Source organism: Phycisphaeraceae bacterium (genome assembly GCA_020639155.1).
Lineage (GTDB): Bacteria > Planctomycetota > Phycisphaerae > Phycisphaerales > UBA1924 > JACKHF01.
Genome location: JACKHF010000001.1, coordinates 1,991,746 through 2,018,237, shown reverse-complemented (window position 1 = coordinate 2,018,237; position 26,492 = coordinate 1,991,746). Strand labels below are relative to the sequence as shown.

Sequence of the window (26,492 nt, the reverse complement as noted above, 5' to 3'; positions counted from 1 at the left end):
GGACTGATGGACAGACGCTCGAACTGATCTCGGTTGGAGGGGCAAGGACCACACGGTGGGCAAACTCATACGCACAACTCTGGTACTGCTCGTCGCGCTGGTCGTAGTCGGCGGGCTTGCGTTTGCCACTCTTGGCGCGTGGCAGCGCGCGCAGTCTTCAGGAACCTACTACACCGACAACGCTCCCACCGATACGATCCGCGAATCCGCTTCAGTTGCTGCGCCACGCGACATTCTGTGGAAACCCGCCACTGCGCTTGCACGCGGGATTAACTCGCCACGGAATGAGCTTGACCCCGGACTCAGTGCCGACGGCACGATTCTGTTCTTCTCGCGCGCCAGCGAACGCGGCGATGCGGACATTTACTTTGTGCAGCGTAACGGCTTTGGATGGACCGAACCCGCCGCGCTGGACACAGTAAACAGTGATCGCGATGATCTCGGGCCGCAGCCGACGCTTGATGGCAAGGCGATCGTGTTCGCCTCAAACCGTTCTGGCGGGCAGGGCGGGTACGACCTGTGGATTGCACGCAAAGGCGAGGAGGGATGGCTCCCGGCAGAGAATCTGGGCGAAGGTGTCAACACACCATACCACGAGTACGCCCCCGCGATCTCACCAGACAATGCATCGCTCGTCTTTGCAACAAACCGACCCGATGTTGCACCAGAACAAACCAACGTGCGCCAAGGCATGTTTCAGGGCGACTTTGACCTGTACATTGCAGCACTCGCAGATGGCACAACGATACCTGCGCGCATGCTGGTGTCGCTCTCAACAGATTATGACGACATCTCGCCAGCATTCAGCCCAGCGGGTGATTACATCTACTTTGCATCTGATCGGCTGGAGAGCTTTGGTGGGTTTGATATCTTCCGCTCCCGTATCTCTCCTGAAGGGATTGTCGCTGAGCAACCCATCGAGTTGAGCGAGGACGATGTTGCAAACGAAGATAACACACTCGACACACTGCTTGCGCGGGACGGGCTGATCAACCTTGTCAATCTTGGACAGTCTGTCAACTCACCACACAACGAGCTTGATCCGACGCTCAGCTTCGACGGGTTCGAACTCCACTTCTCGTCTGATCGCACCCCATGGATCGATTCAGATGACAATCCCGATGCGGGGAAGGTTTCGTACGATATTTATCGCACGGTTGCACGTGAGGTTGTGACCGAGTACGACCCAGGACAGGCGCGTTTATCGTTCATGGACTGGCTCAGTCGCGTGTGGCCAATGGTTGCAACGGTGCTTTTATTACTTGTGCTGCTGGCGCTGCTCGGCTGGCTTCGCACGACAGAGATGTGGGCAAAGCGCTGGAAGCCGCTCTCGCTGATCGCCAAGTGTTTCATTGTGTCGGTCATTGCCCACATGCTTCTGTTCGGCGGCATGGCGGTATGGAATGTCTACGGCACGCTTGACGGGACTTCTGATCGCAATGTTGGTGCACAGCAGCCGATCGTCGTGCGGACTGTAAGTAACGAGATCACCCGACAGTTGCGTGGCGAGATGTCGCAGATGGAGATCGCTGCGACGGAGTCTCCTTCGACGCCGCAGGCAGAACAAGCCGAGATCGAACCGCTTGAAGTCGCTGCAACAGAACTCACTCCAACCGCGACCCAGGCCGAAGCTGCGCAAGCCTTTGAGCAGAAGCAGGCAACAGATACGAGCGCGCAGAACCCACAGATGGTGGCTCGTGCGGAAACACAGGTGCCACAGTCAACGCAGGTCAACTCTGCAGAACCCACACCCGACGCAGCAGTCGCTGTCAATGAGCAGAACGTGCGTGTCGAGGCGCGTGCCGATGCACAGACACCTCGCGCTGCGAGCGAAGCACCAACGCCGATGCAGGTTGCAAATGCTGCGATGAATCCAGAAGCTGTGCAGGCGGGACCATCGCAGTCGCTTGAGCAGACACACGCAGCAGATACCTCGGCACAGAACCCGCAGATGACAGCGCGTGCTGAAGCTCAGGTTCCACAATCATCGCAGGTGAACTCCGCCGAGCCCACACCAGCCGCTGCACTTGCGACCAGTGAGCAGGCTGTGCATGTCACAGCAACCGCCGACTCGCAGACACCACGCGCACAGAACGACGCACCGGCGCCGATGCAGGCATCCAACGCCACACTGACACCCGATGCTGTGCAGGCTGGGCCAACGCAGGCATTCGCTACACCACAGTCAACCGATGCAATCGTTGTGCAGGGACCGCAGATGGCGGCACAGGCTCCGGTGTCGCAGTTGCCAACCGAGACCGTCAACACGCAAACGCCACAAACTCAGGCTGCTGTTGCACAGAACGAGGTTGTGCTTGACGTTGTTCCGACTGGAGTTGATGCGCAATCGCAGGCTCGCGCCGAGACAGAATCCCTCACGCCGATCGCTGCTGGCCCGACAGAAATCGCTCCGGAGTCAGTCAATGCCGAGGCAGATCGGGTGCTTGCATCAAAGACCAGCGTTGCAGAATCCAGCGCAGAGACCGCACTGCCGGAGTCTGCAATCTCCGAAATTGAGAATCCCGCAGCAATGACACCGATGCCGTTGGCTGCGTTCGATGCGAAGCTCGATACCAGCACACCTGCCGCAGCTTCACCCGAACAGAGCATGGCCATTGCCCCGGACGCAGTACTTGAGATCACACCAGCGGAACTGACCTCAACAGAAACGTACACACCAATCACGAATGCAACGTTCGCGATCGAGGATACTGCAACACCGCTGCCAACAGATTCCCTTGCGACAGATATTCTCTCCAGTGTTGACAGCTCCGCCCCACTGGGCATGGATATCGCACTCCCCGCATTCGATACGACATCGTTTGATGCTCCCGACACGCCTGTGCTTTCAGAGCTGAACGATGTGCAACTCCCTATTGCGGAAGACAGCAATAACGCAAAGCCATCGGCTGTCAATGAACCAAACGATGCGATCGCTGATGCGAGCATGATTCCGCTCCCCTCGTTGCAAGCCGATGTGGAGCGTGACGCACTCGACACGATGCGTGCCGACCTGAAGCCAACAGAACTTGGTCGCGAGCATGTCGAGGCCCTGAGCGAGCAAGCCTACACACCAGATGCGATGCCCGAGTTCGACATCATGCCGCCGGCGCTGACCGAACTTGGCAGCATCCCGGAGATCGGCGAGGAAGCGTTCGACATCGCATTGCCAGCGGAACAGCCTGATCCGGAACCGGAACCATCGGCAGATCCGGAAAAACATCCGGGCCTGATCACCGGCATGGTGATCGACGCACGCACGCGCAGACCGATCCGCGATGCGATGGTGAAACTTGATCTTGATGAGGGCAACGAGCTTGTATATCTGACTGACGTCAACGGACAGTTCGAGCTTGAGCCCGAGGATCTGCCAGACAATGTCGCGGTCTCCGCGTCGGCTGACGGATACACACCAGAGTCAACAAACATTCGCTCCGAAGATGTCAGACGCGGCGTACGCGTGGTATTCATGCTTGCGCCGATTGATTCCGATGTCATTGTGCTTGAGGCAGACCCCGATGTACACCATCTCGGTAATGACGAGTTCTCGGGTCGCATCAACTCGCAGTTCCAGAAGAAATCTGAAGGACTGCGCTGGGTGCAGACATTCGAGCTCACCGAAGATCAGATTGGCGATGACCTGACACGTGCAGAGATCCGTTTGCTTGCACGCGGCACGCAGGCGCCGAACGAGATCTGGATCAATGATCGACTGCTGCCAAAGCGTCTTGATGGATCACCGCGTGACGGCAGCTTCGGACAGTTCCGCGCAAATGTGCCCGCTGACTGGTTGCAGCTTGGCGAGAACAAGATCGACATCCGATCACGTCGTGGCACAGCCGATCTTGACGACTTCGAGTTTGTGAACGTGCAGTTCCATCTCCAGCGTCAGCAGCGCTGGGAGCCACGTCGCAACGGCAGACCATCGCTGGAGTGAGTTTAGTATCCCTGAATACTCAGTCGCTTTATTACTCGCAGCAGCTTGCGTATTTCTGCGGCGGACTCGGTGCATGAAGCAGATGATTTCAGAGCTGTAATCGTTTCCTGGGCTGCTTCTGACAGAATCTCAAATCCGTAGCTCACACCCGTTGCGCAGATAGCGGAGCATTCATCCATTGCCAGCTCAACATTCTCTGAACGAAGGGCCTCTTCGATGAGTTTCGCTTTTTTACGCACGACTTCGATGTATTCTGCAATCCATGAAGTGAACTTCAACGCATCCTTCATTGTTGAATAGATGAGATCAGTGCTGCAGGTTGGATCATGGGAGTGGCGCAAAGCCCTCTCGATAACTGCGATCAACTCGTCTTGGTTCAGTGGCTTTGCAACAACATCTGTGCATGCGCCAGGCAAACTGCCATTCGGGTCAATATTGTCTCGCTGTTGGAGAAAGAGGACAATCGGTCCCGTAAACCCTTCGTCTCTCATCCTTGGCACATACTGATCAACTCGCGTATCCCGATGCAGCACTGAATCGGCCAGCACAATGTCGAAGGATTCCGTGCGAAGACAATCGAGTGCCTCGCCCGTATCTGATGCCACATCGACGCGCAATGAGGTGTCTGAGAGCAGCATTTTCACAAGATTCGCTTCCATCTTGTCATCTTCAACAAGAAGAACGCGACCTCGGAGAGCTTTTCGCCGTGCTGACTCATCCTCAACATTGTGGACGGCGATAATCGATGGTTCAATATAGTCTCTTGGATCACTTTTCTCATCGCACTGCATTCCAACAGCATGAAACTGGCGCGTCAACAATGCGCACCATGCGACCTTGCCGCTCAACTCGCGAAGTTCGCCGCGCAACGTGTGCAATGTGATTGTGATCTCTGTACTTCTGTGAAGGTACCCTGTGTAGACAAAGCCGATACCACCAGAGCTGAGGTTGTACACCAACACTTCAGCATGAACCTTACTCCCACCCGGGTGCTGGATCTCTGCCTTCTCAATGATCGAAGGGAGGGGGTATCGAAAGTGCTCGCGTTTTTCCTTATTCGGGACCGATCTCGCACGATCTCCGAGCATCTCCATAAGATGATGGCGAACCTGTGCGTTCGCAGGGAAGACCATCGCATTACCCACGTTATGCTTCATGTACAAAGACCCCGGAGTTACTCCTTGTATCGTCGGGATTTAGCTTGTACTTGATGCGGTCTTAATATATTGAATCCGATATCTCGACACGGCACTGATCATCGAGAATAGTTATTCGTCATTTGCGCCGATTCGACCCCACGTGCCGTTCATCAGCACAAATGTTGATGTGTCGTACTCCACCATGCCATCGGGGGGGTTGTCGTAGTAGATTGTGTCGTGGAACACTGCTGTTGTGCCGCCGTCAACATCCACATCCTGTCCAGCTATCACTAACCCAAGAACCCAGTTGGTATTGCTGAAGACGACATCGCTGGTTGCATATATCAACCCGTTCATCATGCACGGATATCGATCAGCCTTATCGGTATCCGATCCCCCTTGGTAGGGTGCTGTGGGTGGATTGAAGTTGTGCGACAGTGTGCTCTCTGACAATGGTTTTGATGTTGCCGCGAGTGTGGTTCGTAGATCACCAAGAGGTAACGCGAGGAGTGCAGCGAGCCCGAGCGACGGACCATCGGTTTGAATCTCAAGATTTCCTATCACAATCAGCGATGGCATGGACGGCGAGTCCGGCTCGATGAGCACACGATTTGTAATTCGGACCGACTTGGAGTTCCCAACGTTGATGATGAGCGTTCCCTGGATGCGCGAGTTTTTGATTGTGATATCCTGACCACCCGTGTTGAGATACCAGATATTCGAACCGGTCGGTGCATCGAGGTCATACTCGTTCAACCCCGGGGCAATGAGTTTGGTATCGATATCACCGGAGTAAGTGAGTGTTGTCGCACGAGCAATGAGTCGGTCAACAAACGCGGATGAAGGCATCGTTAATGTACTTGCGTTGGTCACCACTGTGCCCGAAGCTGTTCCCGATCCGCCACCACCGGACAATGATGTTGTGCGAGCGTTTCCTTCGAGACGGCCATCGTTCTTCCATGAACCATTGGCGCTGATCAGTTCGTCATCTTCAAAGAGTTGGAGTGTTGCGCCACTCTTGATGTCGATATCGGCACCCGCATGGATGTTGCTCATGAGAAGTTCGAGCGGCGAGTTCGGATGGACGTAGGTCGCTGCATATGTGCGGACTGCATCTCCCACCGTTGCCTGCGAAACGATCTGCACCTCATCGCCTGCATCGTCTGCCAGATTGCTGTCGCTCAGATCACGCACCTTCCATTTGAAAGTACCACCGCCAAACCCGATCGAACCACCATATGTGTTGTTGGAATACACGCTGCGCCAGTTGGTATTTGAGGAGAGCTTGGTCATCGCCCACTGAATGCCCGAGGGGGCAAGCTGCTCAGCCGATTGCGCGTCGTTGAGTTGATCAATCCCTTCAGATGTCACGGTCATCGCTGCCAGCGCACTGACACCGATGATGAACACGAGCAGACTCGCACCAAGCACAAGCACATATGCAGCGCCTCTGCGTGGGTGAGAGAAGGATTTGGAACCGTTGGTAATCATTGATCTGCTCAGTTGCCCTCGGGAGAGTTTTCCAGAACCACAACAGATGCCGCCGTCTCGGTGATATTCCTTCCATCCACACCTGCGGTGAGCGACACGCCAATACGCACGACCTGTTCGTCATCGGACCTGTCGCGATATTCGTGCATCGAGCGAAGCGCGGTGCGTGTGTACGACTTGCCGGATGGTGCGTAGACTGTCACGGTGACACCCTTCAGTCTTGTGTCTGTTGGCACAGCGATTGGCACGATCGTGCTGATCCAGTCAACTTCCACATCCCTGCGCCACTGCGAGTACTGGGCGATGATTGTGCCGTCTGCTGCTCGCACGGGCGATTCGGTCCAGCCGTTGTAATCGTCGATGTCGTCGAGAACGTCGCGTCTGGATGTCCCCGTTTCATCCAGTTCCATACCGAATACCGGCGTTTCGTTCGGGTCTTCCGACGGAAGGGCCATGATCTCAGCAAGAAGCTGGTCGGCAAGCAATCGGCCAATATCGCGCTCACGTCGGATGCGAGCCTCACTGCCAGTTGCAGCAGCGGTGCGCAATCCTGCGAGAAGCACCAGTGAAACAATCAACAGCGACATCACGACTTCGACGATCGTGAACGCACGGCAAGCTACATTGTGTGACATTAAAACCATATAGTTGTGTTATCACTTGCTGCTACTGCTACTACTGCTACTACTGCTACTACTGCTACTACTGCTACTGCTGCTACTGCTGCTACTGCTGCCATTGCCATTGCCATTGCCATTGCCATTGCCATTGCCATTGCCATTGCCATTGCCATTGCCATTGCCATTGCCATTGCCATTGCCAAGAGTAACGCCGACCCCACCAACGTTGATCGTGATACCGGGATCTGGCGATGATGCACCAGCCCATGCAACATCCTTTCCCAGGAGATACTCGAATGAGAGATCGCGGACATCCTCGATCACTGTTGTTGCGCTACTGGAGTTGAGCTGGAACGTGAGCGGATCACCCTTTGTTCCGGACCAAACGTAGGCTATCTTGTCATCAATCCCATCGCCCGTGCGATCGGGAACAGTGAACGTGACGGATGTTGAAGTCACAATAGTGAACGATTTTGCCTGACGAAGATCGCTGGTTACTCTGAGCATTGCTTCTGATACGTTGCCAGTAACCGCCTGCGAAGTGGCAACATCAAGCGACTTACTTGATACAACAATGACAGAGACAATAGACCCCATCAGCAGCGCTGCCAGTGTCATAGCGATCGTCAACTCGATCAGTGTGAACGCACGAGCTCTTTTGTTCTGTCTTCTGGAAGCCATCATGACTGATCCAATCAAGCGGCCTGTTACGCGGCAGATCGTTCTTGCGATTTCTTCTCGCTGCTCTCATCCTCACTCTTTGATGAGGCGCTTCCGAGTGTCTTGTCAAGGCTCTGATCCAAACTCTCGTCGTCAACAATCGCGACAAAGTTCGGCGCATCCTCAGCATGTAACCTGAGCATTGCATCAAACTCAGACAGATCAAGCTCGACAAACAGCATTGCAAGGCGAGGATCGAACTGGGTGCCCGCACACTTGTGCATCTCGCTGAGCACGGTTTCGCGTGGGAGTGCCGGCCTGTATGATCTGGTCGAACTCATCGCATCAAACGCGTCCGCGACAGCAAGGATGCGTCCATACAGCGGAATGGAATCGCCGGAAAGATTGTACGGATACCCACGACCGTCCCAACGCTCATGGTGGTGCAGCACACCTGGCATCATTGCCTCAAGCGATGGAATATCCTTGAGGATGTTCACGCCGGTTTCGGGGTGCTTCTTGATTTGCAGGAACTCTTCATCGGTCAGCCTGCCGTTCTTGCAAAGCACTGCTTCGGGCACGCCGATCTTGCCGACGTCATGGAGCAAGCCTGCGATATACACCTCTTCAACTTGCTGCTCAGACAATCCCGCAGCGATCGCAAGTTCGCGTCCGAGATGGGCAACACGCTCCGAGTGGCCTCGGGTGTATCTGTCCTTCGCATCAATCGCAGCCGTCATTGCCTTGACCATGCCGTAAAACGCGATGCGTTGCTCATGGAACCGGGCTGCACTCGCGTGGAACACGCCAAGGAATGCTGATGTCGCATCAAGGAACTGAAGTTCCTGACTGTGCGCATCCGGATCCGGGCCGGTCTTCCCGCCCGCGATCAGCATACCGATTGGCTTGCTGTCGTGCGAGATCGGTTCTGCGACAATCTGAGATTGCACCAGATCGCTGAGCGGATGCTCGCCCACGTCGAGCACGTTTGTCCATGAGTCACCCTTGCAATCATTGATCGCTTGCGCAAGGGCGCTTGAAAGCTGTTGAAAATCGCACGGTGGTTTACCGGCGATAATGTGTGCACCAGCGAGTTGTGGAAGGATCGAGTCCTTGTTTGCAAAGCCGACGGAGATCCAGTCAAACGGCAACAATGCCAGCATCTGATGGATCAGGACGCGGATAATCTCATCGGGTTCTTCTGCGCAGTTGAGCAGGCGAGCAAATCGGAACAAGAGATCGACATGTTCGAAGCTGATCATCAACTCGGTGCTGAACCGATCCAAGAGCACCTTGTCGTTTGACACATGCACACGGTCGTCCGTCATCCAGTCAATCGTCTGCTGAATCCAGTGTATAGATCGAGCATCAAGTATCTGCAATGCGCCCGAATCGACGAGAGACCTGCAAACTGGAACTGTGTTCACTGCAACTTCGTCAATAACAAGCGCGATGAGTGTCCAGAAATCCCACGGTGCGTGCGGCACTGGCACCCTGCGTATCAGGAACCGCAGATCACCAGCATCTTCACCGATTGCATCATTCACGACGCTCGCGGGAATGCGATCACACGAACAGGTGGTGTGTTCTGTGCCGGATGAATCAACGACTGACGCGACAAGTTCACTGGGAAAAGTTGATTCAAGCTGGTTTGCAACAGAGGTATCGTCTGAAGGAGGAAGGACTTGATGACCCGATTCATCAAAGACCCATACAGGAACACCGAGCGAAAGACAGCGCGTGCGCACATCCAGTGCGGGATGATTGCTGCCCGTCTTTCCATCAGCCGTCGGCATTGTGCCGCACTCCTTGTCTTCGGCGTATTACATCCGTGTTTTCTTCTCTGCATCCTCCGAAGTCTGCCCAGATGCATCCTCGGGATGCACCTGAATCAACTCGAACACCTTAGATAACAGCTCATTAAAACTGAACGGCTTTGACATGAGCTCGCGCACGTTTGTGCATTCCAGGTCGTCACGGGTGACACGATGCCCCCGACCGGTAATCATGAGCACAGGCACGTGTGCAGTTCTGGCATCGGCCTTGAGAGCCTGGCACATCGCAATACCAGACATCCGTGGCATCTGATAATCGGTAATCACAAGATCGGGAATCAGATTGATGGCCGTCTTGTATCCATCCTGCCCGTTATTCTGCTCGAGCACATTGACACTCTCTGAGCGCAGCCGATGCGCCAGCATATATGTCAGATGAGGCTCGTCATCAACGACCAAAATGGTTTTTTTCTGCTCCAACAGCAGCTTCTCCACGCACAGAACGCCGAGCTTTGTCGGCTTTCAAACCCTACCTATGTGCCCGATCGGTCAGTTCCTCGCATCAAATCAGTCTGAACGTGAAGAATCTCACCCGATTCACATTCGCAGGTCGCTTTATAACTGATGACTGGAACTTCAGATGATGCCGTCCTGAGTCGATAGGGTAGGGTAATACTGGTTATGCCACCTGCGGAGAGTCTTCGTGCAGACACATTCCGAGAATAGACATGAGCCGCGTTCAGACGGACACCGCCGAAGTGTGCGTGCGCACGTTGGTTGGTTCGATCTCAAACGTGTGCTCATTCCATTTGTGAGTCCAATTATTGTGGTTGTTGCTGCACTTGGATCCAGCCTCTGGATTGCGCAGACATACAAGTCCCATGTGCTCGAACATCTTGATGAGGAAGCCCGCGGCGCTGTTTCGAGTGTTGCAAGTGCGCTCCAGCCACTCCTCATGGCAAAGGACATTGAGAGTGTTTCACGAGTCGTGAAAGCTGCAGCACAAAGCGAATGGATTGCAGAAGTTCGTGTGACTTTACCAGACGGCAGCATCATCGCAAACTCAAGTTCTGAATCGATACTTCAGCAGTTGCCAGAGACATGGGAACGGAGTCCGATGACGCCGGTATCCACTTCCGCAATTCCTGATGGCGTCAACGCATCAATGTCCTTTATTGTGCCTGAACGTGGAACGGTTCGGCTTGGTGTTGACACCATAGCTCCTCCGAACCAGTCGCCCAGCACGATGATCGCTGGCGTGTGGGTTCTTGCTGCTGCAGCGGCTCTCACACTGGCATGGACACAGCGTCTTGTTCGTCAGAATCAACGTGGTGTTTCTGCCCTCCGCAGCGCCCTGCTTGCAATTCACGATCAGGGCCTTACACCAGATGCCCTTCGCATCCATCCCGGATTCGGTGCAGAGGCGACAGCGTGGAACATGCTGGTTCGTCGATTGCAGGGGCTTGACGAAAACGATATCGCGCAGCGCGCGCAAGGAGCCTTGTCCAGCGCGGCCGTTGAGAACCGGGTTGCGATCAGTGCGTGCAGCGCACTTCCGATCGGTCTGATCGTGATTGATGCCGACATGCATGTGCAGCTATCCAACGGGGCGGGTCTGAACCTGCTCGGACTGCCATCAAAGTCCGACAATCTGATTACACTCGCACAGAACAATGCTCCATACCAGCTTGTAGAAGCAATCCAGGGATTGATCAGCGGTGATCGCGTGCATTCAACGCTGGAAATAGAGCAGGACAACGATGGAACAAAGGGAGTGCTGCGCGTTGTGGCGCGTCGCATACCACAATCGAACCCATCGCTTGTCGTCGCTCTGATAGAAGATGTCACACAGCAACGCATTGCACAGCAGTCACGCGATGTATTCGTTGCGCAGGCAACGCACGATCTCCGCACCCCGCTGACAAACATCAGACTCTACGCGGAGTCAATGCTCGAAGATCACACGATGGACCAGTCGGCTCGCGATCAGGCTGTCAATGTCATCAACCGGGAATCTCGAAGACTCGAGCGCATCGTCAATGACATGCTCTCTGTCAGCGAGATGGATTCCGGCTCATACACGCTGCATCGAGATGACGTGCGGACTGAGCAGCTTCTCCATGAGATCGAAGCTGACTACGAAGCACAGGCTCGCGACAAGAACATCACACTGACATTCAACCTGCCGCCCAAGCTCCCCATACTACTGGGTGAGCGCGACAAGCTTGCCATGGCTATCCATAACCTCGTGGGCAACGCGCTCAAATATACACCGGATGGCGGCACCGTCACTGTTGATGTCCAGGCTGAAACAAGCCAGCTCTCGATTAGCGTAACCGATACGGGCATTGGAATTTCAGAGGACATGCTTCCGCGCGTGTTCGATCGGTTCTACCGGGCACAGGATGATCGTGTTGCAACCACCACGGGATCGGGGCTCGGACTTGCCCTTGCCCGTGAGGTGGTGCGCCTGCATGGCGGGGAGATCACAGCGGATTCCATTCTCAATGAGGGGAGCACGTTCAAGATCATACTGCCCGTGCTTGCACACGCAGCGTAACAGGCTGAAAGAACAAACAAAGGAAAGGGCAATCGCAAAGAGGTAGACATGGACGTCGAACGCCACATCCACGGTGCGGTGACAGTACTGAAGCCAAAGGGTTCGATCACGCAGCAGGATGCGGAGGACCTGAAGGACCAGTGCCTCGTTGCTGGCAGGCAAACGCTGGGGCGGCTTGCAATCGATCTGTCAGCTGTGCCATTTATTGACAGTCGCGGGCTTGAGATTCTTGTGGAGGTGTCGAACGACTTTTCCGACGCCGGACACTCTCTCCGCTTGTGCGCATTAACGGACACAGTGCGCGAGGTGTTCGTGCTTACCGGCATCGGACCCCACTTTGAACTCTTTGAGGATGCAAGCGCTGCAGCAAGGAGTTTCCTTTGATGCACGAAGCGCCGAGATTACGTATTGGTGAGCTGCTCGTTCAAGCGGGGCAGGTGACCGAGAACCAGGTGCGCGATGCACTCGCTATCCAGCGCGCCACCGGCAAGCTCCTCGGCGAGATTCTCCTCGAGCAGGGCATCATTACACGAGCTGTGCTCGAGCAGACGCTTTCTGCGCGTATCGGTGTGCCCGGATGCGTGCTGCGCCACGGTCTTATCGATCCAGCACTACTCGAACTGATTGGTGAGCAGGAGGCTCTGGAACTCCGCGCACTCCCACTGTTTCGCGTGCATGGCACACTCACTGTTGCAATGGCTGAACCACAGTCGCTGCACACAATTGATCGACTCCGCAGTCTGACAGAGCTTGAGATCAGACCCGTGCTTGCGCTTGAGCCGGACATTCGTGAGTACATCAAGAAGTACGCTGGCGGCAAAGTTGACGTCGACGGGTTTATGACGCAACTCGTCGATTCGGACGTCTCAATCATTGAGCGCGAGTCGATCGAGGACGAGACGATCCCCGAACTCGAGAACATGATCGATGGGAGTCCCATCGTCAATCTCGTGAACGTCGCGCTGCTGACAGCAATCCGCGATGGCGCAAGCGATATCCACATCGAACCTGACAAGCGTGGCACGCGCATCAGATATCGCATTGACGGCACGCTCCGCGAGCTGATGCGTCCACCGATCGGTCTGCACCCAGCAATTATCTCGCGCGTGAAGGTCATCGGAAAGATGGACATTGCGGAAAAACGTCTTCCACAAGCCGGGCGTGTGCGCATCGTTGCTGAGGGTCGCGAGATCGATCTTCGCGTGTCGAGCATTCCGACACTGCTCGGTGAGAAGGTCGTGGTGCGCATTCTCGACAAGGAGAATCTTCGTGTGCGCCTGGAAGACCTCGGTTTCCGCGCCGAAGCGCTCGAACGATTCAAGCACATGCTTCATCAGCCTCACGGCATGATTCTTGTCACAGGACCAACCGGATCGGGCAAGACCACAACACTCTACTCGGCACTGGAACTCATCCAAACACCCGAGCGAAATATCGTCACCGTCGAAGATCCTGTTGAGTATCAGCTCGACATGGTAAATCAGGTACAGGTGCATGATTCCATTGGGATGACGTTCGCGTCCGCACTGCGGAGCATTCTTCGTCAGGATCCGGACGTGGTGATGATCGGCGAGGTTCGCGATGAAGAGACTGCGCGCGTTGCAGTCAGAGCATCACTCACGGGTCACCTCGTGCTCGCAACTCTGCACACCAACGACGCACCAGGATCTGTTGCTCGTCTGCTTGACATGGGCATTGAGCCGTACCTTGTCTCAACCGCTCTGAACGGTGCCGTTGCCCAACGACTCGCGCGTACCGTCTGCGGACAATGCAGGACAAAGTACTTCCCCGAAGATCACGTGCTGGAAGAAGCTCGCATCAGCAACGACTTGCGCCAGCCGTTCCAGAAGGGACTGGGCTGCCAGCACTGCCACGATACCGGCTTCAAGGGTCGATCTGGCATCTACGAGGTGATGGAAGTCACCCCAACACTACGGCGCATGATCCACAAATCCGCACCGACACACACACTGCGTCTGCAGATGAGTGATGAGGGCTGCCTGACACTGCGTGAGGAAGGCATCGCGCTTGCCCGTGCTGGAAAGACAAGCCTTGAGGAAGTGCTGCGCGTCACCCACAGCCATGATTCCGATATCGACGATGCCGACACGGACATGCCCACTGAGACACTCGGGAGGGCCGCATGAAACTTGTCTACAAAGGCTTTGACCGTGACGGCGCTGCGTGCGCAGGCGTCATCGAAGCCAACACCATAAATGACGGTACCGAGCTGCTCCGCAAGAAGGGCACGTTTGTTACGACCATCCACGAGGAAGGCGAGCAGGGCAAGGACCTGAAAAAGGTCATGAAGCGTCTCCCATTCGGGCGCAATACAAGCAACCTGGTGCTCTCCTTCACACGAAATATGTTCGTGCTGCTCAGTGCAGGTGCGACCGTGACAGATGCACTCGAATCGTGCGAGCGCCAAGCCCGTGATGATACTTGGAAGCGAACTGTTTCAGACATACGCGAGCGTGTCGAGCGCGGGCAACCACTCTCAGAATCCATGCGCCAGCACAAGAAGTACTTCGATCCTGTTGTCATCAGCCTTGTGCATGCGGGCGAAGCGACGGGCAGGTTGAAGGACATGATGGGCAGAATCAGCAAGCTCATTCACAAGCAGGTCCAGCTGCGCCGATCGATCGTCAGTGCAGCTATCTATCCAATGCTGCTGGTTGTCGTGTGCGTGACTGTTCTTATTCTGATGTTGCTGCTGGTCATCCCTCGGTTTGACTCTCTCTTTAAATCACTGCGTGTGACGCTTCCACCGAGCACAACATTTGTGATGTGGCTGAGCGAGACCGCCCGTACCCACTTCTTTATTCTGGTCGGTACAATTATCACATGTGTGGTTACAGTCTCGTTGTGGTACCGCACACAGAACGCAAAGCGGACAATCCAGACGCTCGCGGTGCATGTCCCCATCCTGGGTCGCGTTGTCAGGCACGTGTCCACTGCCCGGCTTGCGCGTGTGCTCGGAGTGCTTGTGCAGAACAAGATACCGATCAACGAAGCAACGCAGCTCGTCAAAGCATCGTTCGGAAACTATCACTACCGCGCTCTGCTCGACAAAGCGACCGAAGCTGTCACGCAGGGCGATCCGCTCAGCGATGCTTTTTGCAAGAGCCGGCTTGTCAATGAATCATTCTGTGAAGCGGTGCGATCGGGTGAAACCGCAGGCGAGCTCGGTCCTTCGCTGCTCAGCGTTGCAGACATCCTTGATGAAGAGAGTGATGCGCAGGTGCGTTCAGTCACGTCTGTTCTTGAGCCGTTAATTCTGATCGCAATGGGCATACTTGTCGGCTCCATGGCGATGAGTCTGTTCCTTCCTCTGTTTGACATGACACGGATGGTGTGACACCCATGCAGAGAACACTCGTTAAAGCTGTCTCGCCAGTCGGTGTCCACATCGGACGCGAACGCATCCGCGTTGTGCAGGTCGCATCTGGCACTCGCAGAACATTCGTGTCCGGCTGCGGAGTTATACCGAGACGATCGGACGGCCCAATACCGTCAGAATCAGATATTGCCGATCTCGCGCGTGCGTTCGACCGTTGGGGGTTGAATGGCAGACGTGTCAGCATCGCGCTGCCCCGCGAGATGCTCAAAGTCGATATGCTTGATCTCCCACCACAAGGATCTGGCGCACCGATCGAGCGTCTCGCCTCAATGGAAATGGCTCGCTTGCACAGTCTTGAACAGGGCAGCTTTGAATCCCGATGCTGGTCGCTGCCACATTCACGCCGAGCACGTGAACGATCGAGCGTTGTTGCTGTCGCATGCATCATCGATCCACTGAACGAAATGCTTGATCAGTTTGAGATCTGTGGGTTGGACGTCGTAAGAGCAGACACAGAATCCTGGGCAGATGTGCGCGCGTGTGGCAGACTCGATCTCGACAGCACGCTGGTCCATGCGATTGTTGACCTTCGGTGGTCGATTGCTCGGCTCACCTTTGTGCACGACGGGATTGTTGTGTACGAACGCGCGATGCCTGAGAAAGGGCTTGACAGGCAGTCTCGCATTATCGCAAGCCGCATGGGTGTTGACATCGATGCAGCACGTTATCTGCTGATGCATCCGCCGGAGGAAAGCGCGGACCCCGTATCTCAGCGGATATGGAAATCGGAGATCAAACCTCTTGTGAACACGCATACAAGAATGCTAACAGACGATCTGCGCAGTGCGTTCGGATATGCAACACATCAGATCACAAACACACGTCCCGGCAGTGTTGTCATGATTGGCTGCGGCAGCAACATCATGGGGTTTGCACAACATATCCATCAGGCACTGGACGTTGAAGTGAAGATGGTTAGTACATGTGATCTCATTTCCGCCGATGGGTTTGATCTGAAATCAGGATGTGCGGATGAGTACATTACCGCGCTGGGTATGGCACTCGTGGAGCTTGAAGCATGAGCGGCATCAATCTTGTACCAAAGATTCGCATTGAATCGCGCGAACGCCGTATTCGCACACGGTTCTGGATCTCTGTTGGTATTGCGTACACCATCGTTGTCGCATCTGTGTCAGGTGCTGGATACTCCTATCGACAGGACGATCAGGCCCGCGTATGCAAGGCTATCGACGATACTGAAGCGAGCGCCAGGAAGGAATCACAGCGCCTTGAAGATGCGATCGCACAGCTCAAGCAGGCAGAAGCAAAGCTGAATCTTCTCCGCGAAATCGGTGATCAGCCGGACTGGAGCCTGCTGCTGGATTATCTGGCACGAATCAAGGGGGATCGGGTTGTGCTGCGCGGTGTTCGGGTTGATCCGCTCGAAGCACACGACCCCAAATCGAAGGAGACGGCCGCCAACAGTACACGCACGCAGGATGTGTATGTGCTGGAGCTTGACGGTGCCGGGCTGGCACCGACCGATGTTACAGGATTTGTACTGAAGCTTGAGAAGAGCGGGATCTTCCAGCGCGTGACGTTGAACGGCACAAGCAGAAGCATGGTCCAGAACACCAGCGCATCAACATTTACCATCACGTGTGAGTTGCGGGGATAACCGATGTTTCGAGGCAAGTCCATTGCTCATGAATCACGCTGGTGGCTGATCCATTCGATTGGCCTCGTTGTAGTGATCAGTTTGACATCCGCTGGGTATGTCTTCGGCGTTGCTCCAGTCATCAACATGGAGAACGAACGTGAAGAGCTCGGCAGGTTGCTGCACGAGGCCAAAGAGCGTGAGCAGATTATTGCCACCAATCAGGCAAGGATCGCAAGCCAGTTGCAGACAAGTGTGAACGAAGTAGATCAGGCAGCTGTCCAGCTTCACACAATCGAGTACCAGAATCAGCGCTTTGCTGAGATCGCTGAACTTGCAGAAGCATCACAAGTCCGGATCAATAAGCTGACTCCGGGCGAGACAGTTATCGGTGAAAAACATAATACTGCTCCGATATCACTTGAAGCGACAGGAACATACGCATCGTTCAGCGCGTTCGTCCGTTCTATCCATGCCGCATTCCCGGACGTTGGTATTCGAACATTCTCGCTTCAAAGCATCCAGAGTGCTTCAGATGGTGAAGCCAGTATCGTGCTCGACATGTCGTGGCACGTTGCTCACACCATACAACCGGAACATACAACGCGATAGTTGCGCCTGACCGCTTGCATCCACCTGAAGCAAATTGCCCGTGTGGGTATGAAAATCGACCGGAGGCAACGTCGTGCGATCGGCATCATCGCGGTGTGCGCAGGGGCACTGCTCGTTGATCGTGTTTTTCTGGGATCGTCTGTCCTCAGCTCGGGGCCAGCATCGGCACATGCTTCAGAGACAGGTTCTGGGCTGGATCTCGCGTTGCTTGCAGATCAGGCAGCGTTCATGGACCAGTTGCAGCTGCAGTCATCAAGAGCATCAGATCTGAACGATCGGATTGGTTCTGCTCTGGCTTCCGTCACTGACAGCATGAATGACATACCTTCACCAGACGGATTTTCCATGCCGTATGCATGGAAACCGGTTGCGTATGTCACATCCGAGAACGAACAAACCGATGATGCAAATGCATTTATTGCGCGACATCATCTGACAGCAGTGCTTGAAGCTTCCGGTCATCCGTACGCTGTGATCAATGGCGAACCGGTCCGGATGGGTCAGCAAGTCAATGGTGCAACACTACTTGACGTCGATGGACGCAGCGCTCACTTTGCTCTCGAAGACCGTGTGATAACGCTGTATCTCGACCCGATCCCATGATCGAGCGGGATAGTCGCGACAGGTATCATTTGCTGAAAAAACACAAGTTTCGTGCGTTACCGACTGAATATACCGCAGAAATGATCCGATGTATCTCTCGTCAGCACGAGCAGGAGGTGCTTGTGCCACGAAGCAGCAAATCAGCTGCGATCGCATGAGTTACATACGGGGATAGTGGCATGTTCCATCGCATTCGCAAGAACAGAGCATTCAGTCTGATCGAACTCGTTGTGGTGCTCGTTATCATTGGCGTCATCGCAGCTATCGCGATCCCGCGCATGTCACGTGGTGCGAACAACGCAGGTGGTGTTGCGCTTCGCGGTGATTTGCAGGTGCTCCGCAGCGCAATCGAACTCTATCGCGCAGAGCATGAGGGCAGGCTTCCTACACTGGCAAGCTTTGTCGATCAGATGACAAAGTACACAAAGATTGATGGCACCGATGCAAATGATGCGTTTGATGCAGCAACAGGTCGAATCTACGGTCCGTATCTTACCGAGATTCCCACTCTTCCAGTCGGAACAAACAAGGGTTTGAGCGCTGTTGAAGCTGCTCAGTCGGCAACCTCGGGCTGGGTGTACGACGCGTCAACAGGCAAGGTTATTGCTGGATCGCCGGACGCTGACACAGATCAGGACGGCACCAAGTACAACGCGTATTAATCTCAATATGCTCCCCTTATGATCGCACATGCTCCGCAGCTTGACCGCGCGGGGCGTGTTTCCTTTGAAGTCCACCTGGTGTGCACAAGGAGTGCGCGCAATGGAACGCAACAGATCACGTTGTTATGCTGCGTTCAGCCTCGTTGAGGTGGTGGTGGTGCTAGCAATCATTGGTACTATTGCAGCAATCGCTCTCCCTCGATACGGGTTCGCACTTGAGCGGTATCGCGCTTCGTCCGCGTACGATCGTGTTGTTGCTGACATTGAACGCATCAAGCGACTTGCGAGAGCAACCGGCACCTCGTGGACTATTGTGTTCGATAATCCGGGCACGCGCTATCGCATGTATCAGGGTGAGTTTGGCGACGTGAGTGATGCCTCCAGCATGGAATCTGTGTCCCTGGATGATCCACCTTACAACGCTGAGATCACCCGCGTTTCTATCGCGGGTGGTGACTACATCACGTTTGACATGTATGGTGAGCCGACGTCATCCGGCGGCATTGAAATCCAATCCGGGCGTCTAGCATATGTTGTTTCTATCGGCAACTGATCAAAGACGTTACACCTGCAACACGCCTGTGCAGAACTGCTTTGACCAGTCCCAATGCGTGGTCATATCAAGGGCAACACCCAGTTCTCTGCGAGTGTCCTCGGGCTTGATGATGCGATCGACCCATCCACGCGCAGCTGCGTATCGAATGTCCTGCTGCTCGGTGTAGCTGGCATGGACCGCGGCGAGAATCTGCTTGTGGACATCTTCGTCTATTTTTTCCCCTGCGCGCTCGCGCGATCGTTCCTCGATCATGGCGAGCGTGCCGGTCGCCTGATTTGCACCCATCACTGCGTACTTCGCGCCGGGCCACGCAAGCGTGACAAAGGGCTCAAACGCGCGCCCGCACATCGCGTAGTGGCCCGCGCCATACGACCCACCAAGCACGACAACGATCTTTGGCACGACGCAGTTGCTCACCGCGTTGACCAGTTTCGCACCAGCGCGGATGATGCCTCCCTGTTCTGAGTCCCGCCCGACCATGAATCCGTTCGTGTCGTGCAGGAACACGATGGGCACGCGCTTCTGGTTGCAGTCCATGATAAACCGTGCTGCTTTGTCCGCCGAGTCGTCGTAAATAACGCGTGGCATATTCGTCGATTTGCTCGGGCCAGCCTTTCCGCCAGGCATCACACGCTCGGTCAGCTTGCCCTGATTCGCAACGATCCCACACACATGCCCATCGATGCGCGCATACCCGCACACCAATGAACGTCCGTAGTCCTCCTTGTACTCGTCAAAGTCAGGCGCGAGCGATTTGAACCCTTCGTCATTGCGCACTGCGCGAGCATCTACAAGACACGAAATGATGTCCTTCACGTCGTACTGGGTACCGGGCTTGTCCGTGAAAATGTCGTACACGTCGCTGGGATCACGGAACGGCTGCTCTTCAACAACCAACTCTTTCGAGTCCGTCTCAGCTGCTCGCAACATACGTTCCTTCATACGTTTTGCGAACTCATCAGCGAGTTCCGTTTCCGCCTCAGACTGTTCCGGCTGCGCCCAGGATCGCTGCGTTCCTGCAACCTGATACGGAGACAACTTGCCAACGAGCGCACGCACGCGATCGATCGCGTGATCGTCGTCGGGTTCCTTGTAGTCAATCGTGCCGGAGATCTGCGCGTGCATGGTTGCGCCGCCGAGTTCCTCATCGGTCACATCCTGACCAATGGCTGCTTTCACGAGTGCTGGTCCGGCAAGGTACAGCCCCGAACCCTCTGTCATGATGAGATTGTCGCACAGCACAGGGAGATACCCGCCACCAGCGACGCAGTATCCCATGATCGCAGCGATCTGTGGAATGCCTTCCGCGCTGATAACGGAGTTGAGATAGAAGATACGACCGAAGTCGTCGGCATCCGGGAACACATCCTCCTGCATGGGCAGAAACACGCCAGCAGAATCAACAAGATACACCAGTGGTAATCGCGCGTTGCGCGCGATGTGCTGAGCGCGGATGATCTTCTTGCATGTCATTGGGAAGAACGCGCCGGCTTTGACCGTCGCATCGTTGGCAATGATCATGCACTGGTGTCCATCGATCTCGCCCACGCCGGTCACAACACCTGCTGCTGGCGCGCCGCCGTGCTCCTTGTACATACCAAAGGCTGACCACAGACCAAGTTCTGTAAACGAGGTATCCGCATCAATGAGCTTCCCAACCCGTTCTCGCGCAGTCAGTCTGTTCTTTGCGTGCTGACGCTCGACCGCTTTCGCACCGCCGCCCTGGCGGATTATGTCTTCTGTCGCAACAACCTCGGCAACGGCTTGGGCGAGTGGTGACTGGACTGTTTGTGGCTGCGTCTGATTCATGCGGAAACCAATCACTCAACGATAATGGGAGGAGACATGGATTCGGTGCAGGACGTTAGCCCGCACAAACCCTGAAAGTCGAACGCTGTGTTTCCCAATATCGCAGCGGATCCTGCAGTTTCGCGTGAGAGGAGAGCACATGTCAATCATTTTTCTTGCAATCGGCATCATGGTCGCACTGGGTCTGCTGTCAACACTCCCCAAGATTCCTTCCAAAGAACTCAAGGCCGGAGCTGCTGGGCTTGCTCTGGTCGCACTGATCGCTGGCATTGTCTTCAGTTCGTTCAGATACGTTCGCTCCAATCAGGTTGGCATTGTCGTCAAGAATGCGCTTGGTGCGAAACTGCCCGCGGGCAAAATCATCGCAACGAACGGCGAAATGGGTCCGCAGGCGCGCGTCCTCCCCCCCGGCTGGCATCTGTGGATGTGGCCAGTCATCTTTGACATCGATTATGTTCCTGTGACGGAAATCAGTGAAGGCTATGTCGGTATTCTAACTGCGAAGGACGGTTTGCCACTCCCACCAAACGCGGTCTACGCACCAGAATGGAAAGGCACAGATGATGAGATCAAACGCATGGCTCAGGATGCTGAATATTTCCTGACTGACGGCAAAGGGCACAAGGGACCGCAAACAACCGTACTCGCACCGGGGGAGTATCGCATCAACACGAAACTGTTCAATGTTGAGATGATCACCGTCACAAACATCGAGCGCGCAACTGTGGGTGTTGTGAAGAGCAATGTTGGCACTGAACCACCGCTGATCGACGGAAAGCAGCCACTGCTTGTAGAAAGACAGTTCAAAGGCATCTGGAAGGAAGTGCTCACGCCGGGCAAGTACAACATCAATACTAAAGCGTACGAGATCACAATGGTAACAACGCGTGAGTCAATCGCAGACTTTACCAAGAGCGCATCCGAATCAACAGACGAGATGGATCGCGAGATCACCGTGCGCACGAGCGACGCGTTCGAGTTCCCGGTTGATGTGCGTGTGAGATACAAGATCGAGCAGGACAGCGCATCCATGGTCGTTGCGAGACTGCAGGACGACGACGAGAACATGCTCCGCGTGCTTCAGGCATCGGTGCGTTCGATCTTCCGCAACAACGCACAGGACGTGAAGGCACTCGATTACGTGCAGCAGCGCGTGCAGCAGGAATCCCGATCGCTCGAAATGCTGAAAAAGGAGATGGAACCCTATGGGATCACGATCAACGCGGTGCTGATCGCCGATCTTGGCGATGACTCGGAACGCTGGCAGAACCTGCTGAAAACACAGACCGATCGAGAAATCGCACTGCAGGAGCAGGAAACGTATCAGGAACAGCAACGTGCTGCAGAGCAGAAGAAGGAACTGACGCGCACCGAGCAGGAAGCCGAGGAAGAAAAACGCCTCGCAACCGCAAAGTATGAGGTCCAAATTGCCGAGGAAAACAAGGCAAAGCTGATACTCGAAGCGGGCGCAGAAGCGGAAGCGATCAAGATCCGTGCGCTTGCACAAGCCGACGCATACAAGCAGATCGCAGAACAGATCGGCAAAACAAATGCTGCACTGATCGAGGTGTTGAAGATTGTCGGTGAGCAGGGCATCCAGATCACACCGCGCGTGATGGTGAGCGGAAATGACAGCAACGGGCTTGGTGGCGGCGAGACCACTGCGCTCATTGGCACCATGCTGGATTCGATGGTTGAAAAGTCAGAGCGGCCATGATCTGCTCAGATGCCTCGTGCATCTTTCTTCATGATGAACAGGTAGTTGAACCCTCGCAGGAAGAAGTTGCTCTCGATTGCTGTCTTTTTCCAGTTTCCCTTGGCAAGCTTCTGGTTGTGACGCACCACCGCGATGATGTCCACCGGGACAAAGTGCTGGCGCATGATCGAGAACAACTCAAACCCGATCGGCATGAAGTTCCCCGAGCCAAACCCCGGATCGTTCTTCTTCCGCTTTGTCCATGAGTCCGACACGTAGAGTGCCATGTACCGGCGGTTCTTCAGCACGCGATCGATCTCAGCGATCACCTTTGTCATCGCGTCATAGTACGCCTGCCCGTTGTCATCACCGCCGGAATCGAGTTTGCCGATGCACCGCGGATCATCCGAGTAATCGATGTGCGTTGAGTACGGCGGATCGACAAACACAAAGTCCGCTTTGCCATCTTCGAGAGGCATCTTGCGCGCATCTGCACGGAAGATGTCATCACGACTCGGTGCAAGATCGTATCCCAGCACCTTGCGTTCAAGATCGCGCGCAACATCAATCGTCGTACCCGATCCGCACATTGGGTCGACAACAAGGTCGTTCTTTCGCGTGTATCTTTGGAGCAGTTGCCAGATGACCCATGATGGTGTTGCGCCCGCGTAGTCCTTGTTGCCCTGCATGGTCGAGCCGGTGCGCTCGGACGTGTAGTGCTGACTGGGATACTCCCACAGCGTTGTCGCAAAGATATTGAGCGGCGGACGATCAGGACCGCGACGGGGCCTGCGCTGCGGACGACTGTGATTGGCTGGCTGGTCGTTCATGCGTGCGATGCCAGCGACGAAAGATGCGGCTTGATCGCGTTGAGCACTGTCTGCTTCGCTTCATTGATCGGCATGTCGAGACGCGCGCCCGCAGCACGCGCATGCCCCCCACCGCCGAGCGAGCTTGCAATTGCGCTCACATCCACGGCATATTTCCCGGGCTTTGATCGCAAGCTGACCTTGGTCTGGCTTGGCTTTGCGGGCGATTGTGTCAGCAGTACAGAAACGCGTGCTGTCTTGACCATCAGCGGGATCGCGGAAAATCCGTTGAGTTCGCTCTCGAGCGCATCCGTCTGCGCAAAGTCGTCAGCTGTGATGCGCTGAACCGTTACCTGCCCGTCAAAGACAGACTCAAGTGATGAGAACGAGCGTCCCATGAGCTGATACCGATTGATCCGGTCCTGCGCTTCGACAGTATCAAACAACGCTGCATGATCCACGCCAGCATCGATCAGGTCCGCAGCAAGATGCAGCGTCGTCGCCGTGACATTGGAATACTTGAACCAGCCTGTGTCGGTCGCAAGCCCAAGATAGATCGCTGTCGCAATATCCTTTGGAAGTTCGGCGCTCGACTTTGTATTGAGCAATGCGCAACAGATCTGCGCAGACACCTCGCACACCGCAGCGGACGACGTGCTGACGATTCTGTCGCTCGCAAGGTCGGGATCGCCCTGCTTGTGATGATCGACGATGATCGTGCTTGCAGGATCACCCTCAATCCATCGTGTCATGTCAGCACCGATCTGCTGGCGCGTACCCGTGTCAAACACAATGCACAACTCGGGTCGCTTGCCCAGATTGATCGAGCCTTCCTCAGCAATGTGCAGCCACGGTTGATCGCCAAGAATCTCGCTTGCCCACGTCGGCATTGATCCTGCGTATACCAGCGTGATATCCGTCTGCGGGTTTGCGTGCTGCAGCGCCAGAACGACAGAGAGTGTGGACCCAATCGCGTCACCGTCTGGCTTTTGATGTGTCACAACCGCGACGTGCTTTGCGCTTCGCAATCTGGATGCAACATCAGCGGGTGTTGTTGTGGTCGTCCACTCAGCAGTTGTCTGCATGCATACTCCTTCGTGCGCGCAGACTGGATGAGCGCGGACTTCTCCCACAGTATCAGTGTGTGTGCGGGACTTCCTTCACCGCGTTGCGATTCCACGCGGGCACGCGCACCTGGATCGGGCCCTCGCCTTCGATGATGCACTGGCACGCAAGACGGGAGTTGATCTGGATACCCGGCGCTTCTTCGACACGATCCTCCTCAGCCTCAGTCGATTCGCACACATCGTCCTCTCCCTTTTCGAGGTAGATGTGGCAGGTCGAACACGCGCACACGCCGCCACAGGCGTGCTCAATATTGATCCCCTCGTGGAGGGCGATATCGAGCAGGTCCTCGCCCTTGGCTCCCTTGACCTTCCATTCCTTCTTGTCTGTGCCGGTCAGGCTGTCGGGATCTTCGAGAACAAAGGTAATATCGATGGTCGCATCGCCGGGGTTGCGTTTGAGATCGTGGTCGTGCATCGGAAGCGGTCTCCGGAAACGGCTGCAATGGCCGATGAAAGTGAATCAGAAGTCGCAGCAGATCGGCCGGAATCGGCGGAGTTGCGTGGATCGCGACTACAGTCTGTCGCTCAACGCACAAATCAGGCGTTGAGACTGAGAATCATTCCAACCCAACACCCGGATGGCGAGTCCGGGCCGCCAATCTCATGGCTGCAGCAGTATTCAAGGAAGAACCATGTCTGACGCTGGATCGATGGTCGAGAGCCCCGCATCGGTGCGTCTGACCGTCCTTGCGCCAGCCCACAACGAGGAAGAGAACGTCGCCCTGCTCGCTGAGCAGACGGAAAAAGCCCTCTCAGAGACCGGGATTACATGGGAACTGGTCGTCGTCGACGACGGCTCAACCGACAGAACACGCGAGATCCTGCTCGATCTTGCTCAGACCCGCCCGTGGCTGCATGTCGTTGGGATGCAGAACACCCCACCGGGAAAAGGGAACGGGCAGTCCGCTGCGTTCCACGCTGGCATCCGCGCAAGCCGGGGCGAGTTGATCGCGACACTCGATGCCGATCTCCAGAATGATCCAGCCGACATCCCGCAGATGCTGAAACTGCTCGATGAGCAGAACGCCGACATGGTGCAGGGCGATCGATCGCACGCGAGGCAGGACTCGTTCATCCGCAAGTTCGGCTCGCGCGTCGGACGGTCATTCCGGAAGATGATTCTGGGCGACACCATCCGCGACACCGGATGCTCGCTGCGGGTCGTTAAGCGCGAGTACGCGATGCGTTTACCTCTGGAGTTCAAGGGCATGCACCGGTTCATCCCCGCGACCACGCGCCACCTCGGCGGGAAGGTCATCGAGATGCGGGTGAACCATCGCGAGCGCCACGCGGGCGAGACAAAGTACGGCATGGGCATTGTGCAACGGGCGATTCCCGGCTTGATCGACTGCTTCGCGGTCCGCTACATGCGGAATCGTCGCAGACCTGTCACGGGTGCTGAAGTCACACAACACACGGAAGCACCCGGCACATGAAGT

Annotated in this window: 23 protein-coding genes; 13 read left to right on the top strand and 10 right to left on the bottom strand. The window is 55.5% G+C overall.

All coding sequences use genetic code 11. The annotated features are described in order from the left end of the window. Nucleotides 1–55: 55 nt before the first annotated feature. The gene (locus tag H6815_08510; GenBank protein ID MCB9860483.1) at nucleotides 56–3,937 is read left to right on the top strand and encodes a PD40 domain-containing protein; all 3,882 of its coding nucleotides are present in this window, start codon (nucleotides 56–58) and stop codon (nucleotides 3,935–3,937) included. Between the two features lie 2 nt (nucleotides 3,938–3,939). Here the strand turns inward: H6815_08510 and H6815_08505 are convergent, their stop codons facing one another. The 6 genes from H6815_08505 to H6815_08480 form a co-directional block, all read right to left on the bottom strand. Further along, nucleotides 3,940–5,094, bottom strand: coding sequence for a response regulator (locus H6815_08505; protein ID MCB9860482.1), 1,155 nt, complete (start codon nucleotides 5,092–5,094; stop codon nucleotides 3,940–3,942). A gap of 111 nt (nucleotides 5,095–5,205) precedes the next feature. Beyond that, the gene (locus H6815_08500) at nucleotides 5,206–6,567 is read right to left on the bottom strand and encodes a hypothetical protein (GenBank protein MCB9860481.1); all 1,362 of its coding nucleotides are present in this window, start codon (nucleotides 6,565–6,567) and stop codon (nucleotides 5,206–5,208) included. A gap of 8 nt (nucleotides 6,568–6,575) precedes the next feature. Beyond that, nucleotides 6,576–7,202 carry a hypothetical protein gene (locus H6815_08495; protein ID MCB9860480.1) on the bottom strand — a complete coding sequence of 209 codons (627 nt, stop codon included), beginning with the start codon at nucleotides 7,200–7,202 and terminating at the stop codon, nucleotides 6,576–6,578. Nucleotides 7,203–7,223: 21 nt separating this feature from the next. Continuing rightward, nucleotides 7,224–7,871: a prepilin-type N-terminal cleavage/methylation domain-containing protein gene (locus tag H6815_08490; protein MCB9860479.1), complete on the bottom strand. Its 648-nt coding sequence runs from the start codon at nucleotides 7,869–7,871 to the stop codon at nucleotides 7,224–7,226. A 23-nt stretch (nucleotides 7,872–7,894) separates the two neighbouring features. Beyond that, nucleotides 7,895–9,643 (bottom strand): HD-GYP domain-containing protein, encoded by a 1,749-nt coding sequence (locus H6815_08485; protein MCB9860478.1) that lies wholly within the window; start codon nucleotides 9,641–9,643, stop codon nucleotides 7,895–7,897. 27 nt (nucleotides 9,644–9,670) lie between these two features. After that, nucleotides 9,671–10,102, bottom strand: coding sequence for a response regulator (locus H6815_08480; GenBank protein ID MCB9860477.1), 432 nt, complete (start codon nucleotides 10,100–10,102; stop codon nucleotides 9,671–9,673). Nucleotides 10,103–10,325: 223 nt separating this feature from the next. On the opposite strand from H6815_08480, the gene H6815_08475 reads away from it, so the two are divergent. The 10 genes from H6815_08475 (at nucleotide 10,326) to H6815_08430 (ending at nucleotide 19,609) form a co-directional block, all read left to right on the top strand. Beyond that, nucleotides 10,326–12,182, top strand: a complete 1,857-nt coding sequence (locus H6815_08475) for a hypothetical protein (protein ID MCB9860476.1) — start codon at nucleotides 10,326–10,328, stop codon at nucleotides 12,180–12,182. A gap of 48 nt (nucleotides 12,183–12,230) precedes the next feature. Then, nucleotides 12,231–12,566 (top strand): STAS domain-containing protein, encoded by a 336-nt coding sequence (locus H6815_08470; protein MCB9860475.1) that lies wholly within the window; start codon nucleotides 12,231–12,233, stop codon nucleotides 12,564–12,566. Then, nucleotides 12,566–14,329 carry a Flp pilus assembly complex ATPase component TadA gene (tadA, locus tag H6815_08465; GenBank protein ID MCB9860474.1) on the top strand — a complete coding sequence of 588 codons (1,764 nt, stop codon included), beginning with the start codon at nucleotides 12,566–12,568 and terminating at the stop codon, nucleotides 14,327–14,329. Before H6815_08470 ends, tadA begins: the two co-directional genes overlap by 1 nt. Continuing rightward, entirely contained in the window at nucleotides 14,326–15,540 is a 1,215-nt protein-coding gene (locus H6815_08460) for a type II secretion system F family protein (GenBank protein ID MCB9860473.1), read from the top strand. The genes tadA and H6815_08460 overlap by 4 nt, the downstream gene beginning before the upstream one ends. Nucleotides 15,541–15,545: 5 nt before the next feature. Beyond that, the gene (gene pilM / locus H6815_08455; protein ID MCB9860472.1) at nucleotides 15,546–16,604 is read left to right on the top strand and encodes a pilus assembly protein PilM; all 1,059 of its coding nucleotides are present in this window, start codon (nucleotides 15,546–15,548) and stop codon (nucleotides 16,602–16,604) included. Continuing rightward, the gene (locus H6815_08450; protein MCB9860471.1) at nucleotides 16,601–17,200 is read left to right on the top strand and encodes a PilN domain-containing protein; all 600 of its coding nucleotides are present in this window, start codon (nucleotides 16,601–16,603) and stop codon (nucleotides 17,198–17,200) included. Before pilM ends, H6815_08450 begins: the two co-directional genes overlap by 4 nt. A gap of 3 nt (nucleotides 17,201–17,203) precedes the next feature. Beyond that, the gene (pilO, locus tag H6815_08445; protein MCB9860470.1) at nucleotides 17,204–17,791 is read left to right on the top strand and encodes a type 4a pilus biogenesis protein PilO; all 588 of its coding nucleotides are present in this window, start codon (nucleotides 17,204–17,206) and stop codon (nucleotides 17,789–17,791) included. Nucleotides 17,792–17,839: 48 nt separating this feature from the next. Further along, nucleotides 17,840–18,394 carry a hypothetical protein gene (locus H6815_08440; GenBank protein MCB9860469.1) on the top strand — a complete coding sequence of 185 codons (555 nt, stop codon included), beginning with the start codon at nucleotides 17,840–17,842 and terminating at the stop codon, nucleotides 18,392–18,394. Nucleotides 18,395–18,573: 179 nt separating this feature from the next. After that, complete coding sequence (locus H6815_08435; GenBank protein MCB9860468.1) at nucleotides 18,574–19,056, top strand: prepilin-type N-terminal cleavage/methylation domain-containing protein; 483 nt, start codon at nucleotides 18,574–18,576, stop codon at nucleotides 19,054–19,056. Nucleotides 19,057–19,156: 100 nt separating this feature from the next. Further along, entirely contained in the window at nucleotides 19,157–19,609 is a 453-nt protein-coding gene (locus H6815_08430) for a prepilin-type N-terminal cleavage/methylation domain-containing protein (GenBank protein ID MCB9860467.1), read from the top strand. 9 nt (nucleotides 19,610–19,618) lie between these two features. On the opposite strand, the gene H6815_08425 is transcribed toward H6815_08430, so the two are convergent. Next, nucleotides 19,619–21,421, bottom strand: coding sequence for an acyl-CoA carboxylase subunit beta (locus H6815_08425; protein ID MCB9860466.1), 1,803 nt, complete (start codon nucleotides 21,419–21,421; stop codon nucleotides 19,619–19,621). Between the two features lie 139 nt (nucleotides 21,422–21,560). On the opposite strand from H6815_08425, the gene H6815_08420 reads away from it, so the two are divergent. Then, nucleotides 21,561–23,138 carry a hypothetical protein gene (locus H6815_08420; GenBank protein MCB9860465.1) on the top strand — a complete coding sequence of 526 codons (1,578 nt, stop codon included), beginning with the start codon at nucleotides 21,561–21,563 and terminating at the stop codon, nucleotides 23,136–23,138. Nucleotides 23,139–23,143: 5 nt separating this feature from the next. On the opposite strand, the gene H6815_08415 is transcribed toward H6815_08420, so the two are convergent. Genes H6815_08415 through H6815_08405 form a run of 3 tightly spaced genes read right to left on the bottom strand, consistent with a single transcriptional unit; the run spans nucleotide 23,144 to nucleotide 25,468 of the window. Then, nucleotides 23,144–23,947, bottom strand: a complete 804-nt coding sequence (locus tag H6815_08415) for a DNA methylase (GenBank protein MCB9860464.1) — start codon at nucleotides 23,945–23,947, stop codon at nucleotides 23,144–23,146. Then, nucleotides 23,944–25,011: a DHH family phosphoesterase gene (locus H6815_08410; GenBank protein MCB9860463.1), complete on the bottom strand. Its 1,068-nt coding sequence runs from the start codon at nucleotides 25,009–25,011 to the stop codon at nucleotides 23,944–23,946. The genes H6815_08415 and H6815_08410 overlap by 4 nt, the downstream gene beginning before the upstream one ends. Before the next feature lie 52 nt (nucleotides 25,012–25,063). Next, on the bottom strand, nucleotides 25,064–25,468 hold the full coding sequence (locus H6815_08405; GenBank protein MCB9860462.1) for a 2Fe-2S iron-sulfur cluster binding domain-containing protein: 405 nt from the start codon (nucleotides 25,466–25,468) through the stop codon (nucleotides 25,064–25,066). 217 nt (nucleotides 25,469–25,685) lie between these two features. Here H6815_08405 and H6815_08400 point away from each other — a divergent pair, with 217 nt between their 5' ends. Next, nucleotides 25,686–26,489 carry a glycosyltransferase family 2 protein gene (locus H6815_08400; GenBank protein MCB9860461.1) on the top strand — a complete coding sequence of 268 codons (804 nt, stop codon included), beginning with the start codon at nucleotides 25,686–25,688 and terminating at the stop codon, nucleotides 26,487–26,489. The last annotated feature ends 3 nt before the right edge of the window (nucleotides 26,490–26,492 follow it).

Coding starts and splice junctions, on each gene's coding strand:
- H6815_08410 (MCB9860463.1), bottom strand. CDS start 25,011: ATGCAGACAACTGCTGAGTGGACGACCACAACAACACCCGCTGATGTT.
- tadA (MCB9860474.1), top strand. CDS start 12,566: ATGCACGAAGCGCCGAGATTACGTATTGGTGAGCTGCTCGTTCAAGCG.
- H6815_08490 (MCB9860479.1), bottom strand. CDS start 7,871: ATGATGGCTTCCAGAAGACAGAACAAAAGAGCTCGTGCGTTCACACTG.
- H6815_08415 (MCB9860464.1), bottom strand. CDS start 23,947: ATGAACGACCAGCCAGCCAATCACAGTCGTCCGCAGCGCAGGCCCCGT.
- pilM (MCB9860472.1), top strand. CDS start 15,546: ATGCAGAGAACACTCGTTAAAGCTGTCTCGCCAGTCGGTGTCCACATC.
- H6815_08440 (MCB9860469.1), top strand. CDS start 17,840: ATGAAAATCGACCGGAGGCAACGTCGTGCGATCGGCATCATCGCGGTG.
- H6815_08460 (MCB9860473.1), top strand. CDS start 14,326: ATGAAACTTGTCTACAAAGGCTTTGACCGTGACGGCGCTGCGTGCGCA.
- H6815_08485 (MCB9860478.1), bottom strand. CDS start 9,643: ATGCCGACGGCTGATGGAAAGACGGGCAGCAATCATCCCGCACTGGAT.
- pilO (MCB9860470.1), top strand. CDS start 17,204: ATGTTTCGAGGCAAGTCCATTGCTCATGAATCACGCTGGTGGCTGATC.
- H6815_08400 (MCB9860461.1), top strand. CDS start 25,686: ATGTCTGACGCTGGATCGATGGTCGAGAGCCCCGCATCGGTGCGTCTG.
- H6815_08470 (MCB9860475.1), top strand. CDS start 12,231: ATGGACGTCGAACGCCACATCCACGGTGCGGTGACAGTACTGAAGCCA.
- H6815_08425 (MCB9860466.1), bottom strand. CDS start 21,421: ATGAATCAGACGCAGCCACAAACAGTCCAGTCACCACTCGCCCAAGCC.
- H6815_08495 (MCB9860480.1), bottom strand. CDS start 7,202: ATGTCACACAATGTAGCTTGCCGTGCGTTCACGATCGTCGAAGTCGTG.
- H6815_08505 (MCB9860482.1), bottom strand. CDS start 5,094: ATGAAGCATAACGTGGGTAATGCGATGGTCTTCCCTGCGAACGCACAG.
- H6815_08450 (MCB9860471.1), top strand. CDS start 16,601: ATGAGCGGCATCAATCTTGTACCAAAGATTCGCATTGAATCGCGCGAA.
- H6815_08420 (MCB9860465.1), top strand. CDS start 21,561: ATGTCAATCATTTTTCTTGCAATCGGCATCATGGTCGCACTGGGTCTG.
- H6815_08405 (MCB9860462.1), bottom strand. CDS start 25,468: ATGCACGACCACGATCTCAAACGCAACCCCGGCGATGCGACCATCGAT.
- H6815_08430 (MCB9860467.1), top strand. CDS start 19,157: ATGGAACGCAACAGATCACGTTGTTATGCTGCGTTCAGCCTCGTTGAG.
- H6815_08500 (MCB9860481.1), bottom strand. CDS start 6,567: ATGATTACCAACGGTTCCAAATCCTTCTCTCACCCACGCAGAGGCGCT.
- H6815_08435 (MCB9860468.1), top strand. CDS start 18,574: ATGTTCCATCGCATTCGCAAGAACAGAGCATTCAGTCTGATCGAACTC.